This is a genomic window from Streptomyces sp. NPDC041108 (assembly GCF_055592645.1).
In genome coordinates, this window is sequence record NZ_JBVIYK010000008.1 from 1 (window position 1) to 23143 (window position 23143).

At 68.1% G+C, this 23143-nt stretch carries 18 protein-coding genes and 2 pseudogenes; 11 read left to right on the top strand and 9 right to left on the bottom strand.

The window, feature by feature from the left end; genetic code table 11:
- The 6 genes and pseudogenes from ACZ6BB_RS22900 to ACZ6BB_RS22925 all read right to left on the bottom strand — a co-directional run.
- Nucleotides 1-1094: ABC transporter substrate-binding protein (locus tag ACZ6BB_RS22900; RefSeq protein WP_471617024.1), on the bottom strand; the 1094-nt coding region annotated here is incomplete at its 3' end.
- Nucleotides 1095-1364: 270 nt separating this feature from the next.
- Nucleotides 1365-1556, bottom strand: a pseudogene (locus tag ACZ6BB_RS22905) (cupin domain-containing protein); the annotation flags it as partial.
- Nucleotides 1557-1853: 297 nt separating this feature from the next.
- Nucleotides 1854-2588, bottom strand: coding sequence for an SDR family NAD(P)-dependent oxidoreductase (locus tag ACZ6BB_RS22910; RefSeq protein WP_471617025.1), 735 nt, complete (start codon nt 2586-2588; stop codon nt 1854-1856).
- Nucleotides 2589-2663: 75 nt separating this feature from the next.
- Nucleotides 2664-3770, bottom strand: coding sequence for an alanine racemase (locus tag ACZ6BB_RS22915; RefSeq protein WP_471617026.1), 1107 nt, complete (start codon nt 3768-3770; stop codon nt 2664-2666).
- Between the two features lie 118 nt (nt 3771-3888).
- Entirely contained in the window at nt 3889-4908 is a 1020-nt protein-coding gene (locus ACZ6BB_RS22920; protein ID WP_471617027.1) for a RidA family protein, read from the bottom strand.
- Between the two features lie 583 nt (nt 4909-5491).
- Nucleotides 5492-6145: a GntR family transcriptional regulator gene (locus tag ACZ6BB_RS22925; RefSeq protein WP_471617028.1), complete on the bottom strand. Its 654-nt coding sequence runs from the start codon at nt 6143-6145 to the stop codon at nt 5492-5494.
- A 288-nt stretch (nt 6146-6433) separates the two neighbouring features.
- Between ACZ6BB_RS22925 and ACZ6BB_RS22930 the strand changes: the two genes are divergently transcribed.
- The 7 genes from ACZ6BB_RS22930 to ACZ6BB_RS22960 all read left to right on the top strand — a co-directional run bounded on the left by ACZ6BB_RS22930 (nt 6434) and on the right by ACZ6BB_RS22960 (nt 12048).
- Complete coding sequence (locus tag ACZ6BB_RS22930; protein WP_471617029.1) at nt 6434-7114, top strand: haloacid dehalogenase type II; 681 nt, start codon at nt 6434-6436, stop codon at nt 7112-7114.
- Nucleotides 7115-7168: 54 nt separating this feature from the next.
- Nucleotides 7169-7654 (top strand): RidA family protein, encoded by a 486-nt coding sequence (locus ACZ6BB_RS22935; RefSeq protein ID WP_471617030.1) that lies wholly within the window; start codon nt 7169-7171, stop codon nt 7652-7654.
- 221 nt (nt 7655-7875) lie between these two features.
- Nucleotides 7876-9279 (top strand): NAD(P)/FAD-dependent oxidoreductase, encoded by a 1404-nt coding sequence (locus tag ACZ6BB_RS22940; protein WP_471617031.1) that lies wholly within the window; start codon nt 7876-7878, stop codon nt 9277-9279.
- A gap of 18 nt (nt 9280-9297) precedes the next feature.
- Nucleotides 9298-10443 (top strand): N-methyl-L-tryptophan oxidase, encoded by a 1146-nt coding sequence (solA, locus tag ACZ6BB_RS22945; protein ID WP_471617032.1) that lies wholly within the window; start codon nt 9298-9300, stop codon nt 10441-10443.
- 723 nt (nt 10444-11166) lie between these two features.
- A complete protein-coding gene (locus tag ACZ6BB_RS22950; protein WP_471617033.1) occupies nt 11167-11406 on the top strand; it encodes a hypothetical protein in 240 nt (79 codons plus the stop codon).
- A gap of 22 nt (nt 11407-11428) precedes the next feature.
- Entirely contained in the window at nt 11429-11698 is a 270-nt protein-coding gene (locus ACZ6BB_RS22955; protein WP_471617034.1) for a hypothetical protein, read from the top strand.
- Between the two features lie 179 nt (nt 11699-11877).
- Nucleotides 11878-12048 (top strand): hypothetical protein, encoded by a 171-nt coding sequence (locus ACZ6BB_RS22960; protein ID WP_471617035.1) that lies wholly within the window; start codon nt 11878-11880, stop codon nt 12046-12048.
- Between the two features lie 6 nt (nt 12049-12054).
- Here the strand turns inward: ACZ6BB_RS22960 and ACZ6BB_RS22965 are convergent.
- Nucleotides 12055-12359: pseudogene (locus ACZ6BB_RS22965) on the bottom strand (transposase); the annotation flags it as partial.
- Between the two features lie 414 nt (nt 12360-12773).
- Here ACZ6BB_RS22965 and ACZ6BB_RS22970 point away from each other — a divergent pair.
- Together ACZ6BB_RS22970 and ACZ6BB_RS22975 are read left to right on the top strand one after the other, a co-directional pair.
- Nucleotides 12774-15068, top strand: coding sequence for a molybdopterin-dependent oxidoreductase (locus ACZ6BB_RS22970; RefSeq protein ID WP_471617036.1), 2295 nt, complete (start codon nt 12774-12776; stop codon nt 15066-15068).
- 136 nt (nt 15069-15204) lie between these two features.
- A complete protein-coding gene (locus tag ACZ6BB_RS22975) occupies nt 15205-15753 on the top strand; it encodes an EF-hand domain-containing protein (protein ID WP_471617037.1) in 549 nt (182 codons plus the stop codon).
- On the opposite strand, the gene ACZ6BB_RS22980 is transcribed toward ACZ6BB_RS22975, so the two are convergent.
- The gene (locus ACZ6BB_RS22980) at nt 15743-16405 is read right to left on the bottom strand and encodes an amidase family protein (RefSeq protein ID WP_471617038.1); all 663 of its coding nucleotides are present in this window, start codon (nt 16403-16405) and stop codon (nt 15743-15745) included. The two genes, ACZ6BB_RS22975 and ACZ6BB_RS22980, sit on opposite strands and share 11 nt — an antisense overlap.
- A gap of 158 nt (nt 16406-16563) precedes the next feature.
- Between ACZ6BB_RS22980 and ACZ6BB_RS22985 the strand changes: the two genes are divergently transcribed.
- Together ACZ6BB_RS22985 and ACZ6BB_RS22990 are read left to right on the top strand one after the other, a co-directional pair.
- The gene (locus ACZ6BB_RS22985; RefSeq protein WP_471617039.1) at nt 16564-19407 is read left to right on the top strand and encodes a carbohydrate-binding protein; all 2844 of its coding nucleotides are present in this window, start codon (nt 16564-16566) and stop codon (nt 19405-19407) included.
- Between the two features lie 29 nt (nt 19408-19436).
- Nucleotides 19437-21131, top strand: a complete 1695-nt coding sequence (locus ACZ6BB_RS22990; RefSeq protein ID WP_471617040.1) for a ThuA domain-containing protein — start codon at nt 19437-19439, stop codon at nt 21129-21131.
- 469 nt (nt 21132-21600) lie between these two features.
- Here the strand turns inward: ACZ6BB_RS22990 and ACZ6BB_RS22995 are convergent, their stop codons facing one another.
- Entirely contained in the window at nt 21601-23094 is a 1494-nt protein-coding gene (locus tag ACZ6BB_RS22995; RefSeq protein WP_471617041.1) for an arabinofuranosidase catalytic domain-containing protein, read from the bottom strand.
- Nucleotides 23095-23143 lie beyond the last annotated feature (49 nt).

The window sequence follows — 23143 nt, forward strand, 5'->3', positions numbered from 1 at the left end:
GCCCACTCCAGCCAGCGCTTGGTGACGGCAGCCTCGTTCTTCAGCCACCAGTCGATGTCAGCGTCGAAACCCTTGTCGTAATACTTCGGCGCACCAGCCAGCGCGTTGCGCTCGTCCTCGGTCAGCTCTGCGTAGGCCAACGGAGAAGCCGGGTTCGAGGGGAATGCCTTGGCCAGGTTGGCCTGGCTGTCGGCGCTCAGGGAGAAGTCCATCAGTTGGTAGGCGTTGTCCGCGTTGGCCGCACCCTTGGCGATCGCGTAACCCGAGAACTGGCGGCGCATCCCGTTGAGCTGCCTCTCCACCGGGACGCCCTGCTTCTGCAGGTCGGCGATCCGGCCGTCCCAGACGGTCGACATCGTCACCTCCTGGCGGCTCAGCAGCACACCAGGCAGCGGGCCACTGTCCCAGAACTTCTTGATGTCACCCCGCAACCGGGTCAGCACCTTGAACGCCCGCTCCACATCCAGCGGATACAGCTTGTCCATCGGCACGCCGTCGGCCAGCAGCGCGAACTCCAACTCCGGGAGGTCACCGTCCGGGTGAACCATCGCCCGGGCACCCTTGAACGTCTTCGTGTCCCAGAAGTCCGCCCACGACTCCGGCGTCTTACCGCCGAAGGCATCCGTGCGGTACGCGATGCACTGACCGTAGAAGCTGCTGCCGACGGCATGGTCGGTGATCTGGTTGTCGGGGATCTTCGCGCTCTTCACGCTCTTGACCCGGTCCAGGTCCAGCGCCTCCAGCGCATCCTGCTTCACGTACTTGGAGTGCGACATCATCGAGTTGTTGATCAGGTCGCACTGCGGCCGGCCCTGCTTGATCTGCGCCAGCAGCGGAGCGTCGTCCAGGTTCAGCACCTTCACCTGGATCCCGGTCTCCTGCGTGAACGGCGTGTAGATCGCCTTCTGCAGGGCCGCTCCGTAGGAACCGCCGCTGTCACGGACGACCACCGTCTTGGAACCCTTGCCGCCGCTGCCGCCGGCCGTCCGGCTGGAGCCGGTACCGCAGGCGGCGAGGGAAGGAAGTGCAGTGAGGGCGGCGAGGCCGCCTGCTCCACGCAGGAGCGCTCTACGACCGATCTGGGCATCACTCATGGCAATACTCCTCATAGGGGGACGCGGTGGAACCAGTTGTGCGGGGCTTTACCTCGCGGGTGCGGGGAGGCTGGAGCCGTGGCAGGCGGTGGCCAGCGGGGGTGATGTCGGTCCTCATCAGAGCTGCGGCATGCGGGCACTCGTGAGAGCGAAGGCAGAGGGGGACTGCCGCTGAGGGACGGGCCGAGCGGTGCGTCGACCTCGGCGACATCGCTCAGCAGGTGGCTTCGGGAGAAGTCTCGAAGATGATCGGGACGCGCGGGGTCGGCGTCACAGCATGGTCACGTAGATCTTGCGTACGGGTTCGATGGTCTTCCAGACGCCGACGTAGCCCGGCTTCATGACGAAGCTGTCGCCGGTCTCGTAGACCACCGGCTCGCCGCCAATCGGATGTGAGTCGACGATGCCCGAGAGGATGTGCCAGGACTCGAAGGTCTCGCCCTTGATCGTGCGCATCTGGCCGGGCGTGGCTTCTCAGGCACCCGTATGGATCGTTTCCGCACGAGTGACGCCCTGTGCCCAGGTCCTGAAGGCGGGGTTGCCGGAGATCAGGCGTTCCGGGAGTGGGCCGGACTCGCGCGGTGTGAAGGAGGGATGGGTGCCGATGGCCTTCAGGAGCGACATGTTGTTCGTCTTGCGCGTGAGAAGTCGGCAGCCGCGGCCACTGGCACGGGCCCCTGTGGGGCACCGGGGGGGAGAGAAGGCGAGACGGAGAACCGGGTCGTTCAGCCCCGTGCCGGGGCAGATACCCGGCACGGCTCAGGAGGCGGTGTACCCGCCGTCGACGGTCAGGACCGATCCGGTCACGTACGACGACTCCGACGATGCGAAGAAGAGCACCGCGTCGGCGACCTCTTCAGGGGTGGCGAGGCGCTGGAGCGGGATCGTGTTCTCGCGCTCGCGGCGGTAGGCCTCGGGGTCGGGCCTGCGCTGGAACGCCGCTTCGATGACCGGGGTGGCGGTCAGGCCAGGAGCGACGACGTTGACGCGGATGTTGCGCGGGGCCCACTCGATCGCGGCGCCCTTGGCGAGCATGATGAGGCCCCCCTTCGCGGCGGAATACAGGACCTGCCCGGCCATGCCGACCATGCCCAGCCGTGAACTGACGCAGACGAACGAGCCACCGGTCTCGGGCATCAGCGGCGCGAAGTGCTTCATCACCAGGAACGCGCTGAGCAGGTTGCTCTCCAGCACGTTCCTCGCGTCGTCGCAGGCCACCTCGGTGAGCGGACCGGCGGCCTGCAGGCCGTGGTTGAGGACGACGACGTCGACGGTGCCGAAGGACTCCGCTGCCTGCTTGGCCAGGTGCTCGACGAACGCCTCGTCGTTGAGGTCTCCGGGAACGTACAGGTCGTCGGGCTGAGTGCTGTCGAGCCGTTCCCTGCGGCCGGTGAGCAACAGCCGCCCGCCCTCACGGCGGAAGTGGGAACTCACCGCCTGCCCTATGCCACTGCTGGCGCCTGTCACCAGGGCCGTGACGTTCTTGAGTCTCATGTCGGGCACTCCTATCTCGGGGGAGGTCGGTCGGGGGAGGGGGGCGGGCAGGACGAGGGTCTTGTCCCGTGCCGGTCAGTTGAGGAATCCGCGGGCGTCGACCGGCCAGCGCTCCAGCGAGGTGCCCGTGCTGTCGGTGACGATCAGTTCCTCGAAGCCGAGGACGACCGGACACACGTGGTTCGGCACGACCGGTACGACGGTGCCGACGCTGGGGCGGAACTCGCCGTCCGGCAGCGGGAGGAATCCGTGGTACTCGTTGAGCTTGCCCAGGACCGCCTTCGTGCCGGCGATGCCGCCGTAGCCGATCTCCGGGCTGCCTTCACGACTGAGGGCCTTGGTGCCCACATCGAGGATGACCTGGCCGGGGACCCAGTCGCTGACCACGGTGCCGGCGACGAACAGCGCGATCTGGTCTTCCTCGCAGGAGCCCAGCCGGGCGTTGTTCAGATCACCGAAGACGTACTCGCCGGGACGGATCTCGGTGATCACACTGCTGGTGGAGAACTCCAGGGTGGGCGTGGAGCCGGCGCTGACCACCTCAGGGGTGACCCCGACACCGGCGAGGCTGCGTACGGCGGTGGTGAGCGCGGCCTCCTGATCCTGCGCGGCGCGCTGACGAACGTCCCGACCTGCGCCACCGTGACCGGGATACGTGAAGACGCCCACAGGCACCGGACCGCGCTTGCGGGCGGCGAGCGCGAGATCACCCGCGGCCTCGGGCGGCGCCCCGGAGCGACGGGCTCCACAGTCGACCTCGATCACGACCTGCAGCCGCTCCGGTTCGTCTCCCATCGCGTCGGCGAGGGCCTCGATCGCCGCGACGTTGTCGACGCCTACCCGCAGCCGGACGGACTCGGCGAGCCGACGGATCCGGGCTCGTTTCGTTCCGGCGGCCCAGACCGGGTAGGCGAGGAAGATGTCGTCGAAGCCGGCCGCGGCGAAGACCTCGGCCTCACCGACGTTTCCCGCGGTGATCCCGACCGCGCCGGCCTCGATCTGGCGTCGCCCGATCTCCACGCACTTGTGCGTCTTGACGTGCGGCCTGACCTTGAGGTCGCGCTGGTCGGCGAAGCCCTGGATGCGGTCGATGTTGCCCTGCATGACGTCGACCAGCACGATCGGCGCGGGGGTGTCGATCCGCTCGACCAGAGCGTCGAGTGCTCGTTGCAGCCGGTTCACGCTGCCCTCCTTGTGGTTCTGACGGGGAATGACCGGGGCCGCCGATGCCGAGCCCCGGGATACCGACGCGCGGTCGCGGCATCGCGAGTGCTCGCGCCCCACCACTGTTGCGCCTGCTCTACACCGCGGTGCAGACCATCTGGATCTCGACCGGACTGTTGAGCGGCAGTCCGGCGACACCGATCGCGGTGCGGGCGTGCCGGCCGTTGTCGCCCAGTACCTCGATGAGGAGTTCACTGGCCGCGTTGGCGACCTGCGACTGCTCACCGAAGTCCGGCGTGCTTGCCACGAAGACCAGCATCTGCACGATCCGGACCCGCTCCAGATCCCCCACCGCCTGCACAGCGGCGGCAAGGCAGTTGAGCACGGCATGGCGGGCGAGTGAGCGCGCCGTCTCCAGCTCCACGTCCCGGCCGACAACGCCCTGCCCCAGCAACCAACCGTCCTTGTAAGGAAGTTGGCCTGAAATGTAGATGCTGGAATCCACATTCCGATGGTGCACGTAGTACGGGTTCTCGCGGAGCTCGGGAAGGGCCAGCCCCAGGGCCTGGAGCCGATCGGAAGCCGAGCCGGTGTGCGCTACCGAGGCCACGCGCCCGCTCATCGTGCCACCGCCTCGGACGGCGCAGGGCACAAACCCTCGCAGTTCGCTACGCGAAACCGCATCTTGTGAATTCTGATCATCTGCACTCAGTCCTCCTCTCGAACGACTGTGGCGACAAAGCGCCGCATGGTGGCTTAAATCCACCGCCACATTGTCGTTTGTCGACCATATGGCTGCCCGTCGGACACTGTCAATACGCGCCTCGGCGTCGAGTGCAAGCTGAGCGCATCGTGTGCGGCCCATCCGCTGCTTCCGGTAGCGACGGTCGTCACCACGAGCGCGCTCGCCGGTCTCATCCGGTTCGGCATGGGCCAGCGTGCGCGGCACGCCGGTCCACAGGACGGTCGCTGACGGCGGCGGATTCCAGAGCGAGGGGCACGGATGGTCGACCTCACGCCCGACGGCATCCTCACGCCACGGGGGCAGCTCGACCTGCCGCGCGGTTGTCCCGGCAAGGCCCGCAGCGCCTGGCCGCAAGCCCGTGGTGACGAGTTCGACGACGGCGTCGAGTGACGGTCGGCCGAGCGCCGTCAAGGCCGCCCCCTACGGTCCACCGAGCTTTGCCGACGCCCCGCCGGGACTTCAGGGATCGCGCCGACCACCGGCAACGCATGCGCCTCGCAGGGGGCGCCTTCACGGACTCGCCCTGCGGTCCAGGAGACAGTCGCCTCCGGGTGAGGCCGACCTCGCCGACCGCGCATCCGCGGTTTCGCCCAGGGGTCGAAGGTGCGCGAGTGCGGCCCGGCCGGGCCGCACTCGCGCATCCTCGACGAACTCGGTGGCATCGGCGTACCGGCCTGGTCACGGTGGCGCGAGACTCCTTCAGAGGATGCGGGGACACTGCTCCGGACGGAGTCCGGCCGATCCTGGCACATGGGGGAGGGGCCCAGGACTTCGCGCAGCTGCCCCGCGGCCGTGAACACCCCGTCCACCGACCTGTCGCCCCGACCCGTCGCCCCGTCCCACCGCGCTGGCGGGCAGGCGTCTACATGCGAGATCCGCTACAAGATCGCGTTGACGGTGCGTCGGCGGTGCGAGCCTGCTACCGGCTTTCGGCAGGGGGCTGCAATGTCACGGTGAGGACCGGGCCCGGACACCGCGCACAGGCGGCATGGCCTCATACGTGCCGGTGTGTCGGCTCTCCCGCGTCTCTCGCCTGGGCTCGCAGCCCCATGGGGAAATGGGCAGCCAGTTCCTGACGGAACGCGTCGGCGTCCCCTTCCAGGGCAACCGCGGCCAACCTCTCGTGCTCGACGACCAGTTGCTGCGGGTTGTCACTGTAAGTACGGTGATCGACACTGAGGTAGAGGCGCAGCCTGGTCTCCCAGCCGTTCCAGAGACCCTGCAGGATGCCGTGCCCCGAGAGATCGTAGAAGAGCCGGTGGAAGCGCAGGTGCGCGTCGATGCTGGCCGGGATGTCGTTCTTCTCCATCGCCCGACGGAGATCCTCGACGGTTTGCAGCAGCTGCGGCCGTTCACGACCGCGCAGGGCTTCGGCCGAGAGCTCGGCGGCGTAGGGTTCGACATGCAGCCGGACCGAGTCGATCTCGGCGACCTCGCGTGGGCTCACCTCTGCGACGAACGCCCCCCGGTAGGGGAACTTCACGACGAGCCCTTCCTCCTCCAGCTTGGTCAGGGCCTCGCGCAGCGGGGCCCGGCTGATCCCGAGATCCGAGGCGATGTGCGCCTCACGCAGCTGGCCACCGGGAGGTACGGTCCCATCGAGGATGGCCGCACGCAGTGTGCGGTAGACGCCGTCCGGCGTCGTCATCCGCTGCTCCTGCCACTCGAATCTGTGGTCCACCCGTCGCCCTCCCTCGGTGCTTGTCGACCACTTGGTCGTTTGTCGACTATACCTCTGCCGGATTTTGCCTCTACGCCTCAAGTCGCTTCCCCGGCACGGAAACTGCCTGGGCCGGCAGGTGGTTGACGCCCGGGTCGGCCAGGACGCTCCTCAGACACTGTTGACAGTCGCCAGCTCTGCAGTCGACAATCCAACAACTAGATGGTCGACAATCGACCAAATGGCCCGTGCTCCACGGAGACGCTAGGAGGACCAGTGGGATTCGACGTCAAGCCCAAGTTCGTGACGTTCGACATGAACGGAACGCTGATCAAGTTCAGCATCAACGACACGATGCGCGAGGTTCTGGGTGACCGGCTGCCGGCCGAGGTCGCCGATGAGTTCCTGCGGATCTGCAAGGCGTACCGGATCGACGAGTGCACGGGCGCCTACCAGCCGTTCCACCAGGTCGTCGCCCGCTCCATGGAACGCGCCTCGCGCAAGGTCGGTCTCGAGTACCGCGAGGAAGACGCGCGGGCGGTGTACGAGACCGTCCCCACCTGGGGCCCGTACCCCGGGGTCACCGAGGCGCTGAACCGCTTGGCCGAGGCGGTCCCGTTGGTCATCATCACGAACAGCGACACCGCGCACGCCAAGCGCCTCGCGGAGAACCTGAAGGCCCCGTTCGAGGTCGTCATCAGCGCCGAGGAGATGGGCATCTACAAGCCGCGACTCGGCGCGTTCGACTACATGTTCGACAAGCTCGGCGTGACACCCGACGAGCTGGTGCACGTCTCCGCGAGCCCGATGTATGACCTGCGCTCCGCGGCGATCATGGGCATCAAGAACAAGGTGTACATGGACCGCGGCTGGGAGCACGACGAGCACTGGCTCGGCTACGAGCGGATCACCGACATCGCCGACCTCCCGGTCCTCTTCGGCCTCCCGCGTCCCTGACGGTGAGCCTGAACGGAGAACTGAGGAAATGATCCACACCGAGACGGTGGCGGCATGACTCAGCCCCTGCCTCAAACCGTCAAGGGTGACTCGGCTTCAGAAAGGCTTCAGGCCCTGGGACTGAAGCTACCCGTCCTCGCCGGCACCACGTACCTCGTGCCTCACCGGACGGTGGGCTCCATCATCCATCTCTCCGGCCAACTCCCCTTCAAGGACGGCGAGCTGGTGGGGCAGGGCGTTGTCGGCCGGGACGTGGAGCTGGAGACGGCGCGCTCACTCGCCCGCCATGCCGTGCTCAACTGCCTTGCCGCCGCTGTGCAGGCGGTGGGGGATCTGGAGCGGGTCCGGATCGTGCAGATGCTGGTCTTCGTGGCAAGCACGCCGGACTTCGGTGAGCAGTCGCAGGTCGCCAACGCGGCCAGTGAACTCCTCATCGAGGTACTGGGCGACAACGGCCGGCACGCCCGCACCGCGATCGGTGTCGCCGGACTGCCGCTCAACAGTCCGGTCGAGATCCAGATGGTCTGCACCGCGGTGTAGAGCAGGCGCAACAGTGGTGGGGCGGTGAACCGGCCTCCACGGGCGCGGGGTGGGGGGCGAATCCCTGTCCGACGCGCCGCCACCCCCGAGGAGATCGGTGACGCGCCCCCCCCCGCGTCGTCGGAGTCCCCCACCTCGACGGGGCAACCCTCCCCGTCGACGGCGGCTACGCCGCCTTCCAGCCCCGCCCCCCGGTCCCAGACACAGAAGAAGGACGCACCATGAACGCCCTTGCGGCACCACCGCGAAACGGAGAGCTTGGCTTCTGGATGGCCCAACTGGCCGACAAGAGGCCGTCGTTCCCCCGTTTCACCGGCCAGGACTCCGTGGACGTGGCCATTGTCGGCGGCGGTTACACCGGCCTGTGGGCGGCGTACTTCGCCAAGAAGTTCGAACCGTCGCTCTCGGTCGCCGTCTTCGAGGCCGAACAGGTGGGCTACGGCGCATCAGGACGCAACGGTGGCTGGCTCTCGGCCATGCCTCCAGGAAACCGTGCCACCTTCGCCCGCGCCGGAGGCGGGCTGGGAGCCAGCCGGGCACTGCAGCAGGAATTCGTCGCCGGTGTCGACTCCGTCCTGGACATCCTCCAGGCCGAGGGCATCGATGCCGATCAGCACAAGGGTGGCGCGCTCGTGGCGGCCCACACCCGGGCGGGGCTGGGCCGGCTTGTCACGAGGCGTGATGCCGAGCTGAAGTACGGGCTGACCGACGACGAAGTCCACCTGCTCGACCGGGACGAGTTCAGGTCCCGGATCAACATCTCCACCGTTCACGGCGGGCTCTTCTACAGGCACTGCGCGCGGCTCCACCCCGCGAAACTCGTCTACGGCCTCGCCGACACGCTGACCTCCATGGGGGTCAGGATCTATGAGGGCAGCCGAGTGGACAGTGTCGAGGGCAGGACCCTCAGCCTGGCCGACGGACGCGTCACCGCGGCCAGGACGTTCATCTGCACCGAAGGCTATTCGGGACAACTGCTGGGCAGCCGGACCCTGATCCCTGTCAATTCCTCGATGATCGTGACCAAGCCCCTGTCGGAGGAGGCATGGCAGAAGATCGGCTGGGACGGGCCGCAGTGCCTCAACGACTCCGCGCACACCTTCATCTACGCCCAACGGACAGCGGACGGACGTATCGCCATGGGGGGCCGCGGTGTTCCCTACCGGTTCGGGTCCGGCACGGGGGGAGCCGGTGCGACCGCCCAGTCCACCATCGACCTGATCTCGCACAAGCTCAGTTCCTTCTTCCCGGGCGTTCCCTTCGAGGTGGACCACGCCTGGTCGGGAGTCCTGGGCGTCACGCGTGACTGGAACGGCGGCGTGCACTGGGATCCGGCATCCGGGATCGGCTCGTCCACCGGCTACGCGGGACACGGTGTCACGTCTGCCTACGTCGGCGGCAGGACTCTCGTGGAGCTCGCCTTCGAGAAGGAAACCGAGCGGACCACCCTTCCCTGGGTCGGCTACCGGGCACCGAAGTGGGAACCGGAGCCCATCCGCTGGCTGGGCGTTCACGCCATGTACCGGCTCTTCGGTATCGCTGACCAGTGGGAAGAGCGCAGGGGTTCCAGCAAGACCTCCCTCCTGGCCAGATTCGGCAGCCGACTCGCCGGACTCCACGAGTAAACGAATGGAAATGCTCATATGGACGCCAAACTCGCAGTCATCGGTTTGGGCAGCATCGGAAGCATGGCCCTGTGGCAGGCATCCCGGCTCTCCGACTCGGTAGTGGGCTTCGAGGCCGCCACCCCCGCCCACGGCCGCAGTGCCGTGGGCGGGGACACCCGCCTGTTCCGCATGGTCTACTACGGGAAACCCGACTATTACCCCATCATCGAACGTTCCCGCAGCCTGTGGGCCGAGCTCGAAGCGGAAACCGGGCAGGAGATCCTCACGACTACCGGAGGCCTGTCCATCGGGACGGCGAACGGCACCTTCATCAACAACCTCCTCCAGGCAACACGCATCACCGGAGCCGAGCACCGCATCCTCGGCCGGGAGGAGATGGCGGACCGCTACCCCCAGCACAACCTCCGCCCCGACGACTGCGCCATCTACGACCCCCACGCCGGCGTTCTGCGCACCGACCGCGCCGTCAGCGCCGCCGTCGCGGCGGCCCGGGCAGGCGGCGCCACCGTCCTGCAGAACACGCCCGTGGACAGCATCACCGAAACCGAACACGGCGTGGTCGTCACCTCGGGCGACAGGACCTGGACGTTCGAGAAGGTCATCGTCGCCTCGGGCGGCTGGTCCCGACGGCTCATGCCCGACCACCTCAAGGCCGTCACGGAAACCCATCGGATCGTCCTGACCTGGTTCATCGCCCAGGACGGCACACAGTTCTCGCCGGAGAACTTCCCCGTCTTCAGCCGGCTCTACGGCGATCGCTCCCTGTACGGCGCACCCGCCGTCGACGGCGTGACGGTCAAGGCATCGGTGGACGGGCCGCTGGACGGGCGTGGAAGGGAAACCCCCGACCCGGACACCGTCCCCAGAGAACTCACCCGGGAAGAAATCGCGAAAGTCACCGATATCGTCACCGAATTCTTCCCCGGCCTGACCCCCACCATCGTGCGCTCCGACGCCTTCCCCGACCTCTTCACCGAGGACCGGCACCCCCTCCTCGGCTGGCTGGACGAGAACAGCAGCATCTACTGCGCCACCGGATTCTCCGGAAAGGGCTTCAAAATGGCCACCGGATATGGCCATATCGCCGCACACGAGGCGCTGGGCAAACATACCGTCGACGGCCTGGACTTCGTGCGGCCGGACCGCTTCAAGGCCAAGTAGCCCGCCCGCTTCCGCTCTCCCGGCGCAGCAGCTCGCGGCGGTCTGTCATCTGCCGAACGTTCCGTCCTTCACGTGATCGGCTGCGACGGGCCGGTCTCGGCGGAGCGGGAGGACGCCGGCACAGACCGGCTGATCCGAGTGCCAGAGGCGCCGGCGCTCGTTCGGAAACCGGCGTTCGACGCGCCGACCGCCCCGCGCACGCCCCATTCGCGAGGTAGGGCTGAGGGCGGCTCAGAGCCGGTCACCCAGCAGGTGGCCGGCTTGCGGCGATGGCGCCCCGTCGAGTGGCGTAGCCGATCAAGCTGGCGGAATCGGCAGGTCGCGGCCCAAATGCCCGCGCCGGAGGCTCTGTTCGGGCTACGCCGAACCATGGCCGGCGGTGATCGCGCGCCGGCCGTCCGCCGGGCCGCCCGGCGGACTGAGGTCCTGTGCCGGCAATTGGGCCACCTCTCTACATTCCGCGCAAGGGTCAACAAAATCCGTCCTCGGCGCCGTCGAGCCGGCATGACAGCAGCCGCCGAATTCCCTTTCAGTAGACATGAGCTGTCGGCATATCCATCAGTGACTACGCCTTGCCAACGTGTGATCACAAGGGGAATGCTGAGGCGGCAGATCCTTGAAAGTTGTACGACCATCGCTTTTCGGGTATGGAAGTGGCGGCGGGATGCGAGAACGGGGCACGCGATTTCGGTCAAGGCGAGTGTCGTTGGCCGGTGTCCACACGTGACCACGGTCATCCACGAGATGAACTTACCGCTTTGCCGCGACGGCATCACGGGCGTGACCACTGTGGCCGTCGGAGCGTCAGGTCTCGACTCGCCGATCGGTGGGCGGATCTGCGGGACGGCCCGGACACCGCGATCGAGCTACAAGCCGCTGCCGCTCGATGCCTCCAGCACGACGTGGGTCCACGCCGAGGCCGACGACCCGGCTGGCGACGACACCCGATACCGTCGCCGCTGAACCGAACACAAGGGGGGAACGGATGCGTAGCAAGTTGGTGTGGGCCGTGGGATTGGCCGCAGTAGGCGCCGTCGTGAAGCTGGCCGTAAACGCACGGCCGCAAGTCGCCGCAGTCGAGGCCGAGGAGGAGGCTGCCCAGTACCCGGCGCAGAAGACGATCTACCGGGTGACGTGGAGGCAAGAAGGTGTGGAGCACGTCGAGGACTTCGTCGACATCGACAACGGTTACGAGTTCTACCAATGGATGCTGCGGCGCGCCTCCAAGGTGACGTGGGAGCACATCGCCGTGTAATTCCAGCCGTTGCTCGCCGTACCCCACCAGGTCTTCGGCTGAGGACTGACCCGCTCCGACGCGTCCCGTCATGCACACGCCTGGCCCTCACCGGGCGGAGGCGGGCGCTGCCATGCCAGTGCCCCGCGCCGGTCGCCGAGGAACAGGCTCGCCGGTCCGGAGCGGTCCTTGCAGAGGCATTGATCAACCACATCGCGGCGGTGTGCGATCCGTTGAACGAAGCCGAGCAGCAGGCCGCACCGAAGGATGCGGTGGCTGTGCTGCGCGCTGAGGGCCGGCTGCAGAAGCTGAACTTCCGGCTGCGTAAGTCTGTTGCCACCGGTGAGCGTGACGGCGAGCGGGGCCCGTGACGGTCAGACGATCAGGTGGTGCTTGGAGCCGGGACGGGCCCGGTCGACGGGGGAGGGACCGACGTGATCCCCCTTTGAGAGCCCGGAGGTGCTAGCCGTCCACGGCGCTGTCGTCCAGGTCCAGCAAGTCGGCGCGGCGCAACGCGCCGAGCAAGGCGGCATGCAGGCGGGGCCAGACGCCGGCCTCGGTCCAGTCCCGCAGCCGGGGTCAGGCCGTCACGCCGGAGCAGCCCACCGTCTCCGCGGGGGACATCACGCCAGGCGACGCCGGTCCGCAGCACGTACAGGACGCCGGCGAACGCCGTTCGGTCGCTTCCCTGGACGTAACCTCCACCCGGCAGGGCTACTTGTTCTTGGGTTCGGCCGGTCGATGGGCCCTTTCGGTCGTTTGCTGGGCCGGTAGCTGGTGCCGCTCACGATGACCTGGTGGCTGGAATTGATCAGTCGGTCCAGGCGCGACTCGGCGACGGGGGCGAGAGGAGGCGGCAGCGCGGTGAGTGCCACGGCCGCACGCAGGGTGGGGGGTTCGTGCGGGGTGACAGGCGGCGGATTCAGACGGTGGTCCTGGGCGGTGCGCACCGTCAGGGTTGGGCGGCATCGGCCAGGGGGAGCCTGTGTCCTGCGGACCGCTGACTGACGCGGAACCCTGTGGTGTAGCGGCCGTTGTTCGAGAGCCGGAGAAGCTTCAGGGATGAGGTTGATGCACGGTGGAAAGACGAGTGCCCGTGGCGACGCACTGGGGCAGTTTCGTAGCCGTCGTCGATTCGGGTCGGCTGGTGCGCATTGAGCCCCGGGGTGATGACCCCGCGCCGTCGCCGATCGGCCCGGGCATGGTGACGGCTGCTGAGGACAGTGCGCGTGTGCTGCGTCCCGCGGTGCGCAAAGGGTGGCTCGATGGCTCGCCGCGCGCCGAAGAAACGGCCAGAGGTGCGGACGCCTTCGTGGAGGTCAGCTGGGACGACGCGCTCACGTTGGTGAGCGAGGAACTGCGCCGAGTGCGCGCACAGCACGGGGACAGCGCCGTGTTCGGCGGCTCGTACGGCTGGGCCAGCGCGGGTGGGTTCCACCAAGCGCAGGGTCAGCTCCAGCGGTTCCTGGCGCTGGGCGGGGGCTACACCGACTCGCGCAACACGTACAGCACCGCCGCTCTTGAGGTCATCCTTCCGCATGTGATCGGCGGGGCTCCGTGGAGCTACCAGTCCCGGATGCCGATGTGGGACGAGATCGCCGAGAGCTGTGAGCTCGTGGTGGCGTTCGGGGGACTGGCTCTGAAGAACAGCCAGATCAACCCTGGCGGGCTGGCCCGGCACCAGACGCGGGACCTGCAGCGGAAGTGCCGTGAGGCCGGGGTGCGGTTCGTGAACGTCAGCCCGATCCGCAGTGACACCGCCGACTTCCTCGACGCCGAGTGGCTGCCGGTCGTCCCCAACACCGACACCGCCCTGATGCTCGGCCTCGCGCACACGATGCTGGTCAACGACTGGTACGACGAGGACTTCCTCACCCGCTGCTGCGAGGGGTTCGACCGCTTCGCCTCCTACCTGACCGGCGACGAGGACGGCGTCGTCAAGGACGCCGACTGGGCCGCGAGGATCACAGGCATCAGCCGCGAAACGATCCACGATCTCGCCCGCCGCCTTTCCACACAGCGTTCGCTCATCATGGTCAACTACGCCGTACAGCGGGCGGACCACGGTGAGCAGCCGATCTGGATGTCGGTCGTCCTGGCTGCCATGGCGGGTTCGCTCGGCCGGCCCGGCTGCGGCTGGGGCGCGGGCTACGCAACGATGGATGCGACCGGTGTTGCCCCGGGCCGCCCGTCTGTGGCGTCGATGCCGCGGGTGGCGAATCCTGTTGCGGACTTCATTCCGGTCGCCCGGATCGCCGACACCCTGCTGGAACCGGGCGCCACCATCGACTACGACGGTCAGCGCCTGACCCTGCCGGACCTGCGCCTGATCTACTGGTGCGGGGGAAACCCCTTCCACCACCACCAGGACCTCCACCGCCTCGCCCGAGCCTGGCAGCGCCCGGACACGGTGGTGGTCCATGAAGCCTGGTGGAACACCACGGCGAAGTTCGCCGACATCGTGCTTCCCGTCGCGACCAGCCTGGAGCGTGACGACTTCGCTGCGGGGTTCTCCGACCCTCACCTCGTCGCGATGCCGAAGGTCCGCGAGCCGGCGGGCGAGGCACGCACCGACCACCAGATCTTCGCTGCTTTGGCTGCCCGGCTCGGCTATGAGCGCAAGTTCACCCAGGCGCGTTCCGAGATCGAATGGGTCCGGCACCTCTACGTCCAGACACGGGCGAACCTCGGTGACGACGCGGCCCTGCCAGACTTCGACGACTTCTGGCAACGCGCCTCCGGTGTCGAACTGCCGGCACTCAGCGGGCCGTTTCCTGGCAGCTTCGAAGCACTGCGCTCCGATCCGCAGCGCTTCCCCCTGACGACGCCGTCGGGCCGGATCGAGATCTTCTCCGAGGAGATCGACTCGTTCGGCTACGACGACTGCGCCGGACATCCGACATGGTTCGAACCCGTGGAGTGGCTTCGCGCCGACCTGGCGGACCGCTTCCCGCTGCACCTGATCTCGAATCAGCCTGCCTCACGCCTGCACAGCCAGTACGACAACGGTGGCCACAGCCTCAAGTCAAAGATCCACGGCCGCGAGCCCGTAACGATCAACCCGCGAGACGCGGCATCACGCGGTATCGAGAACGGCATGATCGTGCGCGTCTTCAACGACCGAGGCAGCTGCCTGGCGGGCGCCATCCTGTCGGACGCCGTTATGCCCGGCGTCATCCAGCTGTCCACCGGAGCGTGGTGGGATCCGGCCCAGCCGGGCCGGAGCGGAACCCTGGACCGCCACGGCAACCCGAACACCCTCACCGGGGACCGCGGGTGCTCGCGTCTGTCCCAGGGACCCAGTGCGCACAGTGCTCTTGTCGACGTCGAGGTCTACGACGGGCCGGTCGAGGAGGTCCTCGCGTTCACACCGCCACACCTCGAACACTGAAACGAAGCCAACGCGACGACGGGCGAGTTTGCCGTGTTCACCGTCGTCGGGTGCCGGGCCGGCAGGTCCGACCGGGCGCCCGGCCTCCCCGTGGACGATTGCGTCCGCCGTAACTGCGTGAATACGGTGCGCAGTCATGACTGCACTTCAAGATCTCAAGTACGGCCAGTGGTTCAGGGGCGCCGATGTCGACGGCGACGGGTTCATCACCCAGCACGACGTCCGCAAGATGAGCGAGCGTTACATCAGCGCCCGCGAGACCCCTGATGCCGAGACCGTCCGCCGGCTCACCGAGGGGATGGACCAGTTCTGGTCGAACGTCATCGCCCCGATGGATCAGGACGGTGACGGGAAGGTCGACGTGCGAGAGATGACCGAAGGCTTCAAGAGCGTCCTGACCGACCGTGCGCTCTACCCGCAGCAGATTGCGCCGGTCACCAACTGCTTCTTCGACCTCGTCGACCTCAACGGAGACGGCAAGATCGACCAGGCCGAGTTCCAGCAGATGTTCGACTCGGTCGCCGCCGTCCCCGGCGAGGACTGCGCCGCCGTTTTCGCCGCTCTGGACCTCGATGGTTCCGGCGGACTGGACCGTGACGAGTTCCATCAGGCACTCGAAGAGTTCTTCTACGGCAACGACCCCGACGCTCCCGCCAACCACATCTTCGGCAAGGTCACCGCCTGACAGTCCCCTGACACGCCATCAGCCCACCACACTCCCGACGATGCTTCTGACCAGGCCAGATAGCGTGCCGTGCACGAAATCCACTCGCTGAAACGGCGCGGAACCATGGCCACATGCCCCGTGCCCCCAAACCTCCGGTACTCGTCCGCATGCTGCGCGAGCACATCCAGCACTTCGGTGTTGCAGCCGACGGCTGCGGGAGAAATTGGGATGGGAGGGGGCACACTGCACCGGCCGTGTCGGTGAGGTCCTTCACGGTGATGGGGACCCCGTACAGCGGAGGCAGCTCCTCACCGGAGGCGAAGTGCTGCTCGGCTTTCAAGGCCTGCTCCCGGGCGGTGTCGGCGGTGACTGTCACCACTTCCGTGCCGGGTTGCCTGGAGCGCGATGCCTTCGGGCAACCCGCCGTCAGGCTCTGGAAGAAGCCACGTTTCTGAGGCTGTAAGAACAATGAATGTTCTTGGTCTGTTGGTGGTGCAGCGGCAGCGGCAGCGGTAGCGCATCGCTGATCAGCGCAGAGCGAAGCTCTCTCCACAACAGGCCCAAAAGCCCGGCTGGTCCGGAGGGAGGTGTGGACACATGGGGCTGAAGTCTCTAGCCTTGTCGGCGAACCATCACGGTCGTCGATGTGACCCGACAGCGCGGTAGCCATCGACCTCTCCTGTATCCGAGCCGTTGCCCCCGCTCGGCGTAGTGGCCTGCTGAAGCACACCCAGCAGGCTGAAGCGGCGACATCCCGCTACGGCATCGGCGCGGCAGCGCGCGCCCCAAGCCTGGCAGCCATCTGTTCAGGAAGGGGAGTGCATTGTCATGTTCATGATAATCAGGAGGGTTGCAGCCGCGCGTTGGCCGGCCATCGGTTCGGCTCTGCTCCTGGTCGCGGCCACTCTCGTCGCGACCTTGTCCAGTGCGACCCCGGCCTCGGCACACCCGATCAACGCCGCCGACTTCCAGCAGGTCCAACTGGCCCGCGGGGTCGCGGAGGTCGGTGAGCCGATGTCGCTGGCCGTACTCGCCGACCGGTCGGTGCTGCATACCGCTCGCAACGGGACCGTGCGCCGCACGGATGTCAACGGCACCACCAAGGTGATCGGCAACATCCCCGTATACGTGCACGACGAGGACGGCCTGCAGGGCATCGGCATCGACCCGGGTTTCGCCACCAACCGGCACATCTACCTCTACTACGCCCCGCCGCTGTCCACACCAGGAGGCGACGCACCGACCACCGGCGGCAACTGGTCGGCGTGGCAGGGCGTCAACCGGCTTTCCCGGTTCACGCTCAACGCCGACTTCACGCTCAACCAGTCCAGCAAGGTGGACATCCTCGACGTGGCGGCCGACCGGGGTATCTGCTGCCACGCCGGCGGAGACATCGACTTCGACGCGGCGGGCAACCTGTACCTGTCCACCGGCGACGACACCAACCCGTTCGAGTCCGCGGGATATTCCCCCATCGACGAGCGGTCCAACCGCAACCCGGCGTTCGACGCGCAGCGCACCGCCGCCAACACCAACGACCTGCGCGGCAAGATCTTACGAATCAAGGTGAACGAGAACGGGTCGTACTCGATCCCGGCAGGCAACATGTTCCCGCCCGGCACGGCCAGGACCCGGCCGGAGATCTACGCGATGGGGCTGCGCAACCCGTTCCGGATGAGCGTGGACAAGGCCACCGGCATCGTCTACGTCGGCGACTACGGCCCCGACGCCGGGGCCACCTCGGCGCGCGGGCCGCAGGGCCAGGTCGAGTTCAACCGCGTGACGGGCCCGGGTTTCTACGGCTGGCCGTACTGCAACGGCACGAACACGAACGCCGAGACGTTCGCCGAGTGGGACTTCGCCACCAACACGGCGGGCGCGAAGTACAACTGCTCGGGCGGGGCGACGAACAACTCGTTCCGCAACACCGGCCTGAGCACGCTGCCGCCCGCCAAGGCCGCCTGGATCCGCTACGGCGGCGACGCCGGCAGCCCGCCGGCGTTCGGCGGCGGCTCGGAGTCGCCGATGGCGGGCCCGGTGTACCGGTACGACCCCGACCTCAACTCGCCCACGAAGTTCCCCCAGTCGTTCGACGGGCAGTTCTTCGCCACGGAGTTCGGCCGCGGCTGGATCAAGCCGATCCATCTCAACGCCGACGGCTCCCCGGGGACCATCGACAGCTTCCCCTGGAACGGCAAGCAGGTGATCGACTCGGCGTTCGGCCCGGACGGCTCCTACTACGTGCTGGACTACGGCGCCGGGCTGTACCAGGGCGACCAATACTCCGCCCTCTACCGTTTCGACCACGTCGGCGGCGGCAACAGGGCGCCCACGGCGATGGCCGGCGCCAACCGGACCTCCGGTGCGGCCCCGTTGACGGTGACATTCTCCTCGGCCGGCTCGTCCGACCCCGACGGTGGGGCACTGACCTATGCGTGGAGCTTCGGTGACGGCACCAGCTCCACCGCTGCCAACCCGACGAAGACGTACACCACGAATGGCGACTACACGGCCACGCTGACCGTGCGCGACCCGCAGGGTGCCACCGGCACCGCCGACGTGCGGATCACCGTCGGCAACACCACGCCGACCGTGACCCTCAACAGTCCCGCCGCGGGGGAGATCTTCGCCTTCGGCGACACCGTGCCGTTCAGTATCACCGTGACGGATCCGGAGGACGGCACGGTCGACTGCACCAAGGTCAAGCTGACGTACATCGTCGGTCACGACAGCCACGGCCACCCGGTCACCTCGAAGACCGGTTGTTCCGGCACGATCACCATCCCGGTCGACGGTGAGCACGACGACGCGGCGAACATCTTCGGGGTCTTCGACGCCGAGTACACCGACAAGGCCGGGCTCACCACGCACACCCAGCACATCCTGCAGCCGAAGCACCGGCAGGCCGAGCACTACAAGACATCGTCCGGCATCGCCACCCTGGACAAGTCGACCGCCGAGGGCGGCAAGTCCGTCGGCGACATCGAGAACGGCGACTGGATCGCGTTCGAGCCGTACAAGCTGAGCAACGCCACGACGTTCAGTGCCCGGGTGTCGTCAGCCGGCGCGGGCGGCACGTTGCAGGTTCGGGCCGGCTCGCCGACCGGCACCGTCCTCGGCTCCGCCACCGTCCCGGTCACCGGCTCGTGGACGAACTTCACCACCGTCAACGGCTCGATCTCCGGTGCACCGGCCGGCACCACCACGCTCTACCTGACCTTCGCCGGCGGCTCCGGATTCCTCTTCGACGTCGACGCGTTCACCTTCGATCCCGGCGGCGGGCCGACCCCCGGCGCGGGCCCTGTCGTGGGGCTCGGGGGCAAGTGTCTGGATGTCCGTGACGGCAGCTCGGCGGACGGGACGGCGGTGCAGATCTCGTCGTGCACGGGCTCGGCGAGGCAGCAGTGGACGGTGACGCCGGGGTCGACGGTCAAGGCGTTGGGCAAGTGCCTGGATGTCAGTGGTAACGGCACTGCGGACGGGGCGAAGGTCCAGCTGTGGTCCTGCAACGGGGGCGCCAACCAGAACTGGCAGGCGAACCCGGACGGGTCGCTGCGCAACCCGCAGGCGGGCAAGTGCCTGGACGTGTCGGGCGCCAACTCGTCGGACGGCACCCTCGTGACCCTGTGGACCTGCCACGGCGGAGCCAACCAGAAATGGACCCTGCCCTGATCCCTGTCACCCAGAAGAGAGCGACGGACATGCGCAGAACACCCCGAACCCTGCTTGCCGGGGCGGCCGCGACACTCGCCGCCCTGGCCCTCCTCGGGCAGCCCCACCCCGCCGCTGCCGCGGACACGTCCTACGACGTCCTCGTGTTCTCCAGAACGGCCGGTTTCCGGCACGACTCGATCGCGGCGGGGACCCAGGCCATCCGCGACCTCGGCGCCGCGAACAATTTCACGGTGACGGCCACGGAGGACGGCAACCACTTCACCACCGACAACCTGAGCCGTTACGAGGCGGTGGTCTTCCTCAACACCACCGGCGACGTCCTGAACGGCACCCAGCAGTCGGCGTTCCAGTCGTACATCGGCGCAGGCGGCGGTTTCGTCGGCGTCCACTCGGCCGCGGACACGGAGTACGACTGGCCGTTCTACGGCGATCTGGTCGGCGCCTACTTCGCCTCCCACCCCGCTGTCCAGCAGGCCAACGTCAAGGTGGAGGGGCGGGCGCACGCGGCGACCGCCCACCTGCCGCAGACATGGACCCGCACCGACGAGTGGTACAACTTCCGCACCAACCCCCGCGCCACCGCACGCGTGCTCACCACACTGGACGAGTCGTCGTACTCGGGCGGCACGATGGGCGCCGACCACCCGCACACCTGGTGCAAGACCTACTCGGGGGGCCGGTCCTTCTACACCGGCGGCGGGCACAGCCAGGCGTCGTACGCGGAGCCGGCGTTCCGGGCGCACCTGCTCGGCGGCATCCGGTACGCGGCAGGCCGGACCAAGGCCGACTGCCGGCCCGAGAACGGCTACACGGCCCTCTACAACGGCTCGACCACCGGCTGGTCGCAGGCCGGCCCGGGCGGCTTCACCAACTCGGACGCCACCCTCGCCTCGTACGGCGGCCTGGGCATGCTCTGGTACAGCGCCCGGCAGTTCACCAACTACTCGCTGAAGCTGGACTGGAAGATGCCCGGCGACGACAACTCCGGCGTGCTCGTGGGCTTCCCCCCGTCGAGCGACCCGTCGTCGGCACTGAACAACGGCTACGAGGTCCAGATCGACGCCACCGACGCGCCCGACCGCACGACTGGCTCGATCTACGCCGTCAAAGCCCCGGACACGGCTGCCCGGGACGCGGCACTCAACCCACCGGGCGAGTGGAACACCTTCGAGGTGCTGGTGGAGGGCGAGCGGCTCCAGGTCTGGCTCAACGGAGTGAAGGTCAATGACTTCACCAACACCGACCCCGCCCGCTCACTCGCCGGCCACGTCGGCATCCAGAACCACGGCACGGGGGACGACGTTTCGTTCCGCAACGTCCGGATCAAGGAGCTGGGCGGCGGGCCCACACCCGGTGCGGGTCCGATCACGGGGCTCGCGGGTAAGTGTCTGGATGTCCGTGACGGCGGCTCGGCGGACGGGACGGCGGTGCAGATCTCGTCGTGCACGGGCTCGGCGAGGCAGCAGTGGACGGTGACGCCGGGGTCGACGGTCAAGGCGTTGGGCAAGTGCCTGGATGTCACCGGTAACGGGGCGAGAGTCCAGTTGTGGTCCTGCAACGGGGGCGCCAACCAGAACTGGCAGGCGTACCCGGACGGGTCGCTGCGCAACCCGCAGGCGGGCAAGTGCCTGGACGTGTCGGGCGCCAACTCGTCGGACGGCACCCTCGTGACCCTGTGGACCTGCCACGGCGGAGCCAACCAGAAATGGACCCTGCCCTGAGCCGACGCGGCACGCTGGAAGGGCCACCGCACTCACTGTGCGGTGGCCCTTCCGTGGTCCCAGGCCGGGTGTGGCTGACGTCAGGCTGTGCCGCGCTTTGGTGCGGGCGTGGCCGAGTACGTGCTCCCGAGCGGGCCGGGACGCCCGGCGCACGCGCGTGCGCCCACTCCTGAAGGACCGCCCCCGCCGCACCGCCGACACGAAAGCAAGCCGGTGGCCGCACCGTCCCCAGCTGGTCCGGCAGCCGCGAGGAGTCTGCGCCACGGCTCGGCGGGTTCCGGGGGAGTGCGGCCGTTGTTCCGCACGAACCTGTCACGCGGCGGACGTCCCGTGGAGATCGGGAGCACCGGGTCCCGCAAGCCGTGCGGTCCGATGTACGCGACCGGCTGGGTGCCGCCGGTGCCCCCGCTCACCTGTCCGCCCGAGCGATCGAGCTGTCGTTCGGGATCGCCCTCATGGAGGTGGCGACTCAGCGGTAGCCGGCGGCGACGATGTTGGCCTGTACCGCGTTCTCGGTCGCGTCGGACGGGTATCCGGACACCATCGCGCCCTCGTAGAAGGTGCCGGCGCTGAGGTTCGCGCCGCCGTTGGGCTTGCAGCAGTCACCACCGCTGCCGAGGATGATGGCGCCCTGCTTCTTCATGGGGCTGTAGCCGGGCGGAAGCGCGCCGTCCCACAACGTGGTCAGGTTTCCGGTCTGGCCGTTGCCACCCTTGAGCGCGAAACGGCTCGTCCCGTTGTTCTTCAGCATCGCCGTCACGAACTTGCTGGTGAAGGCCCGCTGGTTCGTGTTCCAGGCTTGGCTGCCACCGGAGTAGAGCCCCCATTCGAGGTCCGCCTGGACCCATGGGCCGGTGCCGGAGCACCCGCCGAACCAGCACTGGGTGCTGAAATTGATCGCGTCCATCGCCCCGGCCGCGTCGGCCGCTCGGGTCGTCTCACTGTTGCCGTAGTCGAAGCAGCAGCCGCCGTTGACATGGGTGCCGCTGGTCACCATGTACATGCCTTCGGGGGCGCTGCCGGTCGGCACGCCGGTCAGGTGGCCGTCCCGCCAGTAGCTGTTGCCGGGGTTGATGTAGAGCGAGTAGGCCTTGCTGCCGCCGACCGCCAGCGACTCCGACGTCGCGTTCGCCGGGCGGCTCTGGGGGGAGCCGGGCACCACACTCGAGCCCTGGTACCACAGGTCGTTCCCGCGGCCGGACTGGTCGTAGACGACGGTGACGACACAGGCGGTCCCCGCGCAGAACGCATCCTGCGTCGCCGCGTCGGCGGCGCCCCCCGCGCTCCGGACGCCGATGTTCCGGGTCGTGCTGTCGGACGAGCGCCGGACCTGGTAGAGGTTGCCGTTGTAGGTGCTGTAGAGCGCTCGTACGGTGCTGTGGGCGGCGATGCAGGGGGTGCCGCCCGTGGCGTAGATGTCGCACGTGCCCGAGCCGCCCGGCACCGGCGGGTCCGGCGGAGTGGGCGGCGAGGTCCACTGCTGGTTGGTGCCGCCGTGGCAGGACCAGAGGGTGATCCTGGTGCCGTTGGCGGTGCCGCCGGCGTTGGCGTCGAGGCACAGTCCGGACTGGACACCGGTGATGGTGCCGTTGGGGTTGACGTTCCACTGTTGGTTGTTCTGGCCGTTGCAGTCCCAGATGATGACCTGGGTGCCGTTGGTGGTGCCGCTTCCGCTGGCGTCGAGGCATTTGTTGCCGTGGACGGTCAGTTGTTTGCCGGCGGTGTGGGTCCAGGTCTGGCCGGCCGCGCCGGTGCAGTCCCAGAGCTGGGTCTGGGTGCCGTTGGTGGTACCGGCGCCGGGGACGGTCAGGCAGCGGCCCGACTGCGCGCCCACGAGGGGGGCGCTCTGTCCGGGCTCGATCGGTGCCGCCACCGCGGTGGCGCCGACGCCGACAAGCACCAGGGCGGTGCCCAGCGCGGACAGACGTCCGTACCGGCGGGGCCGAGGTATGCGAAACACCATGGCGGTTCCTCACCTGGTCGTAGGAAGGGATGCCCGGCGCGCAACCGCG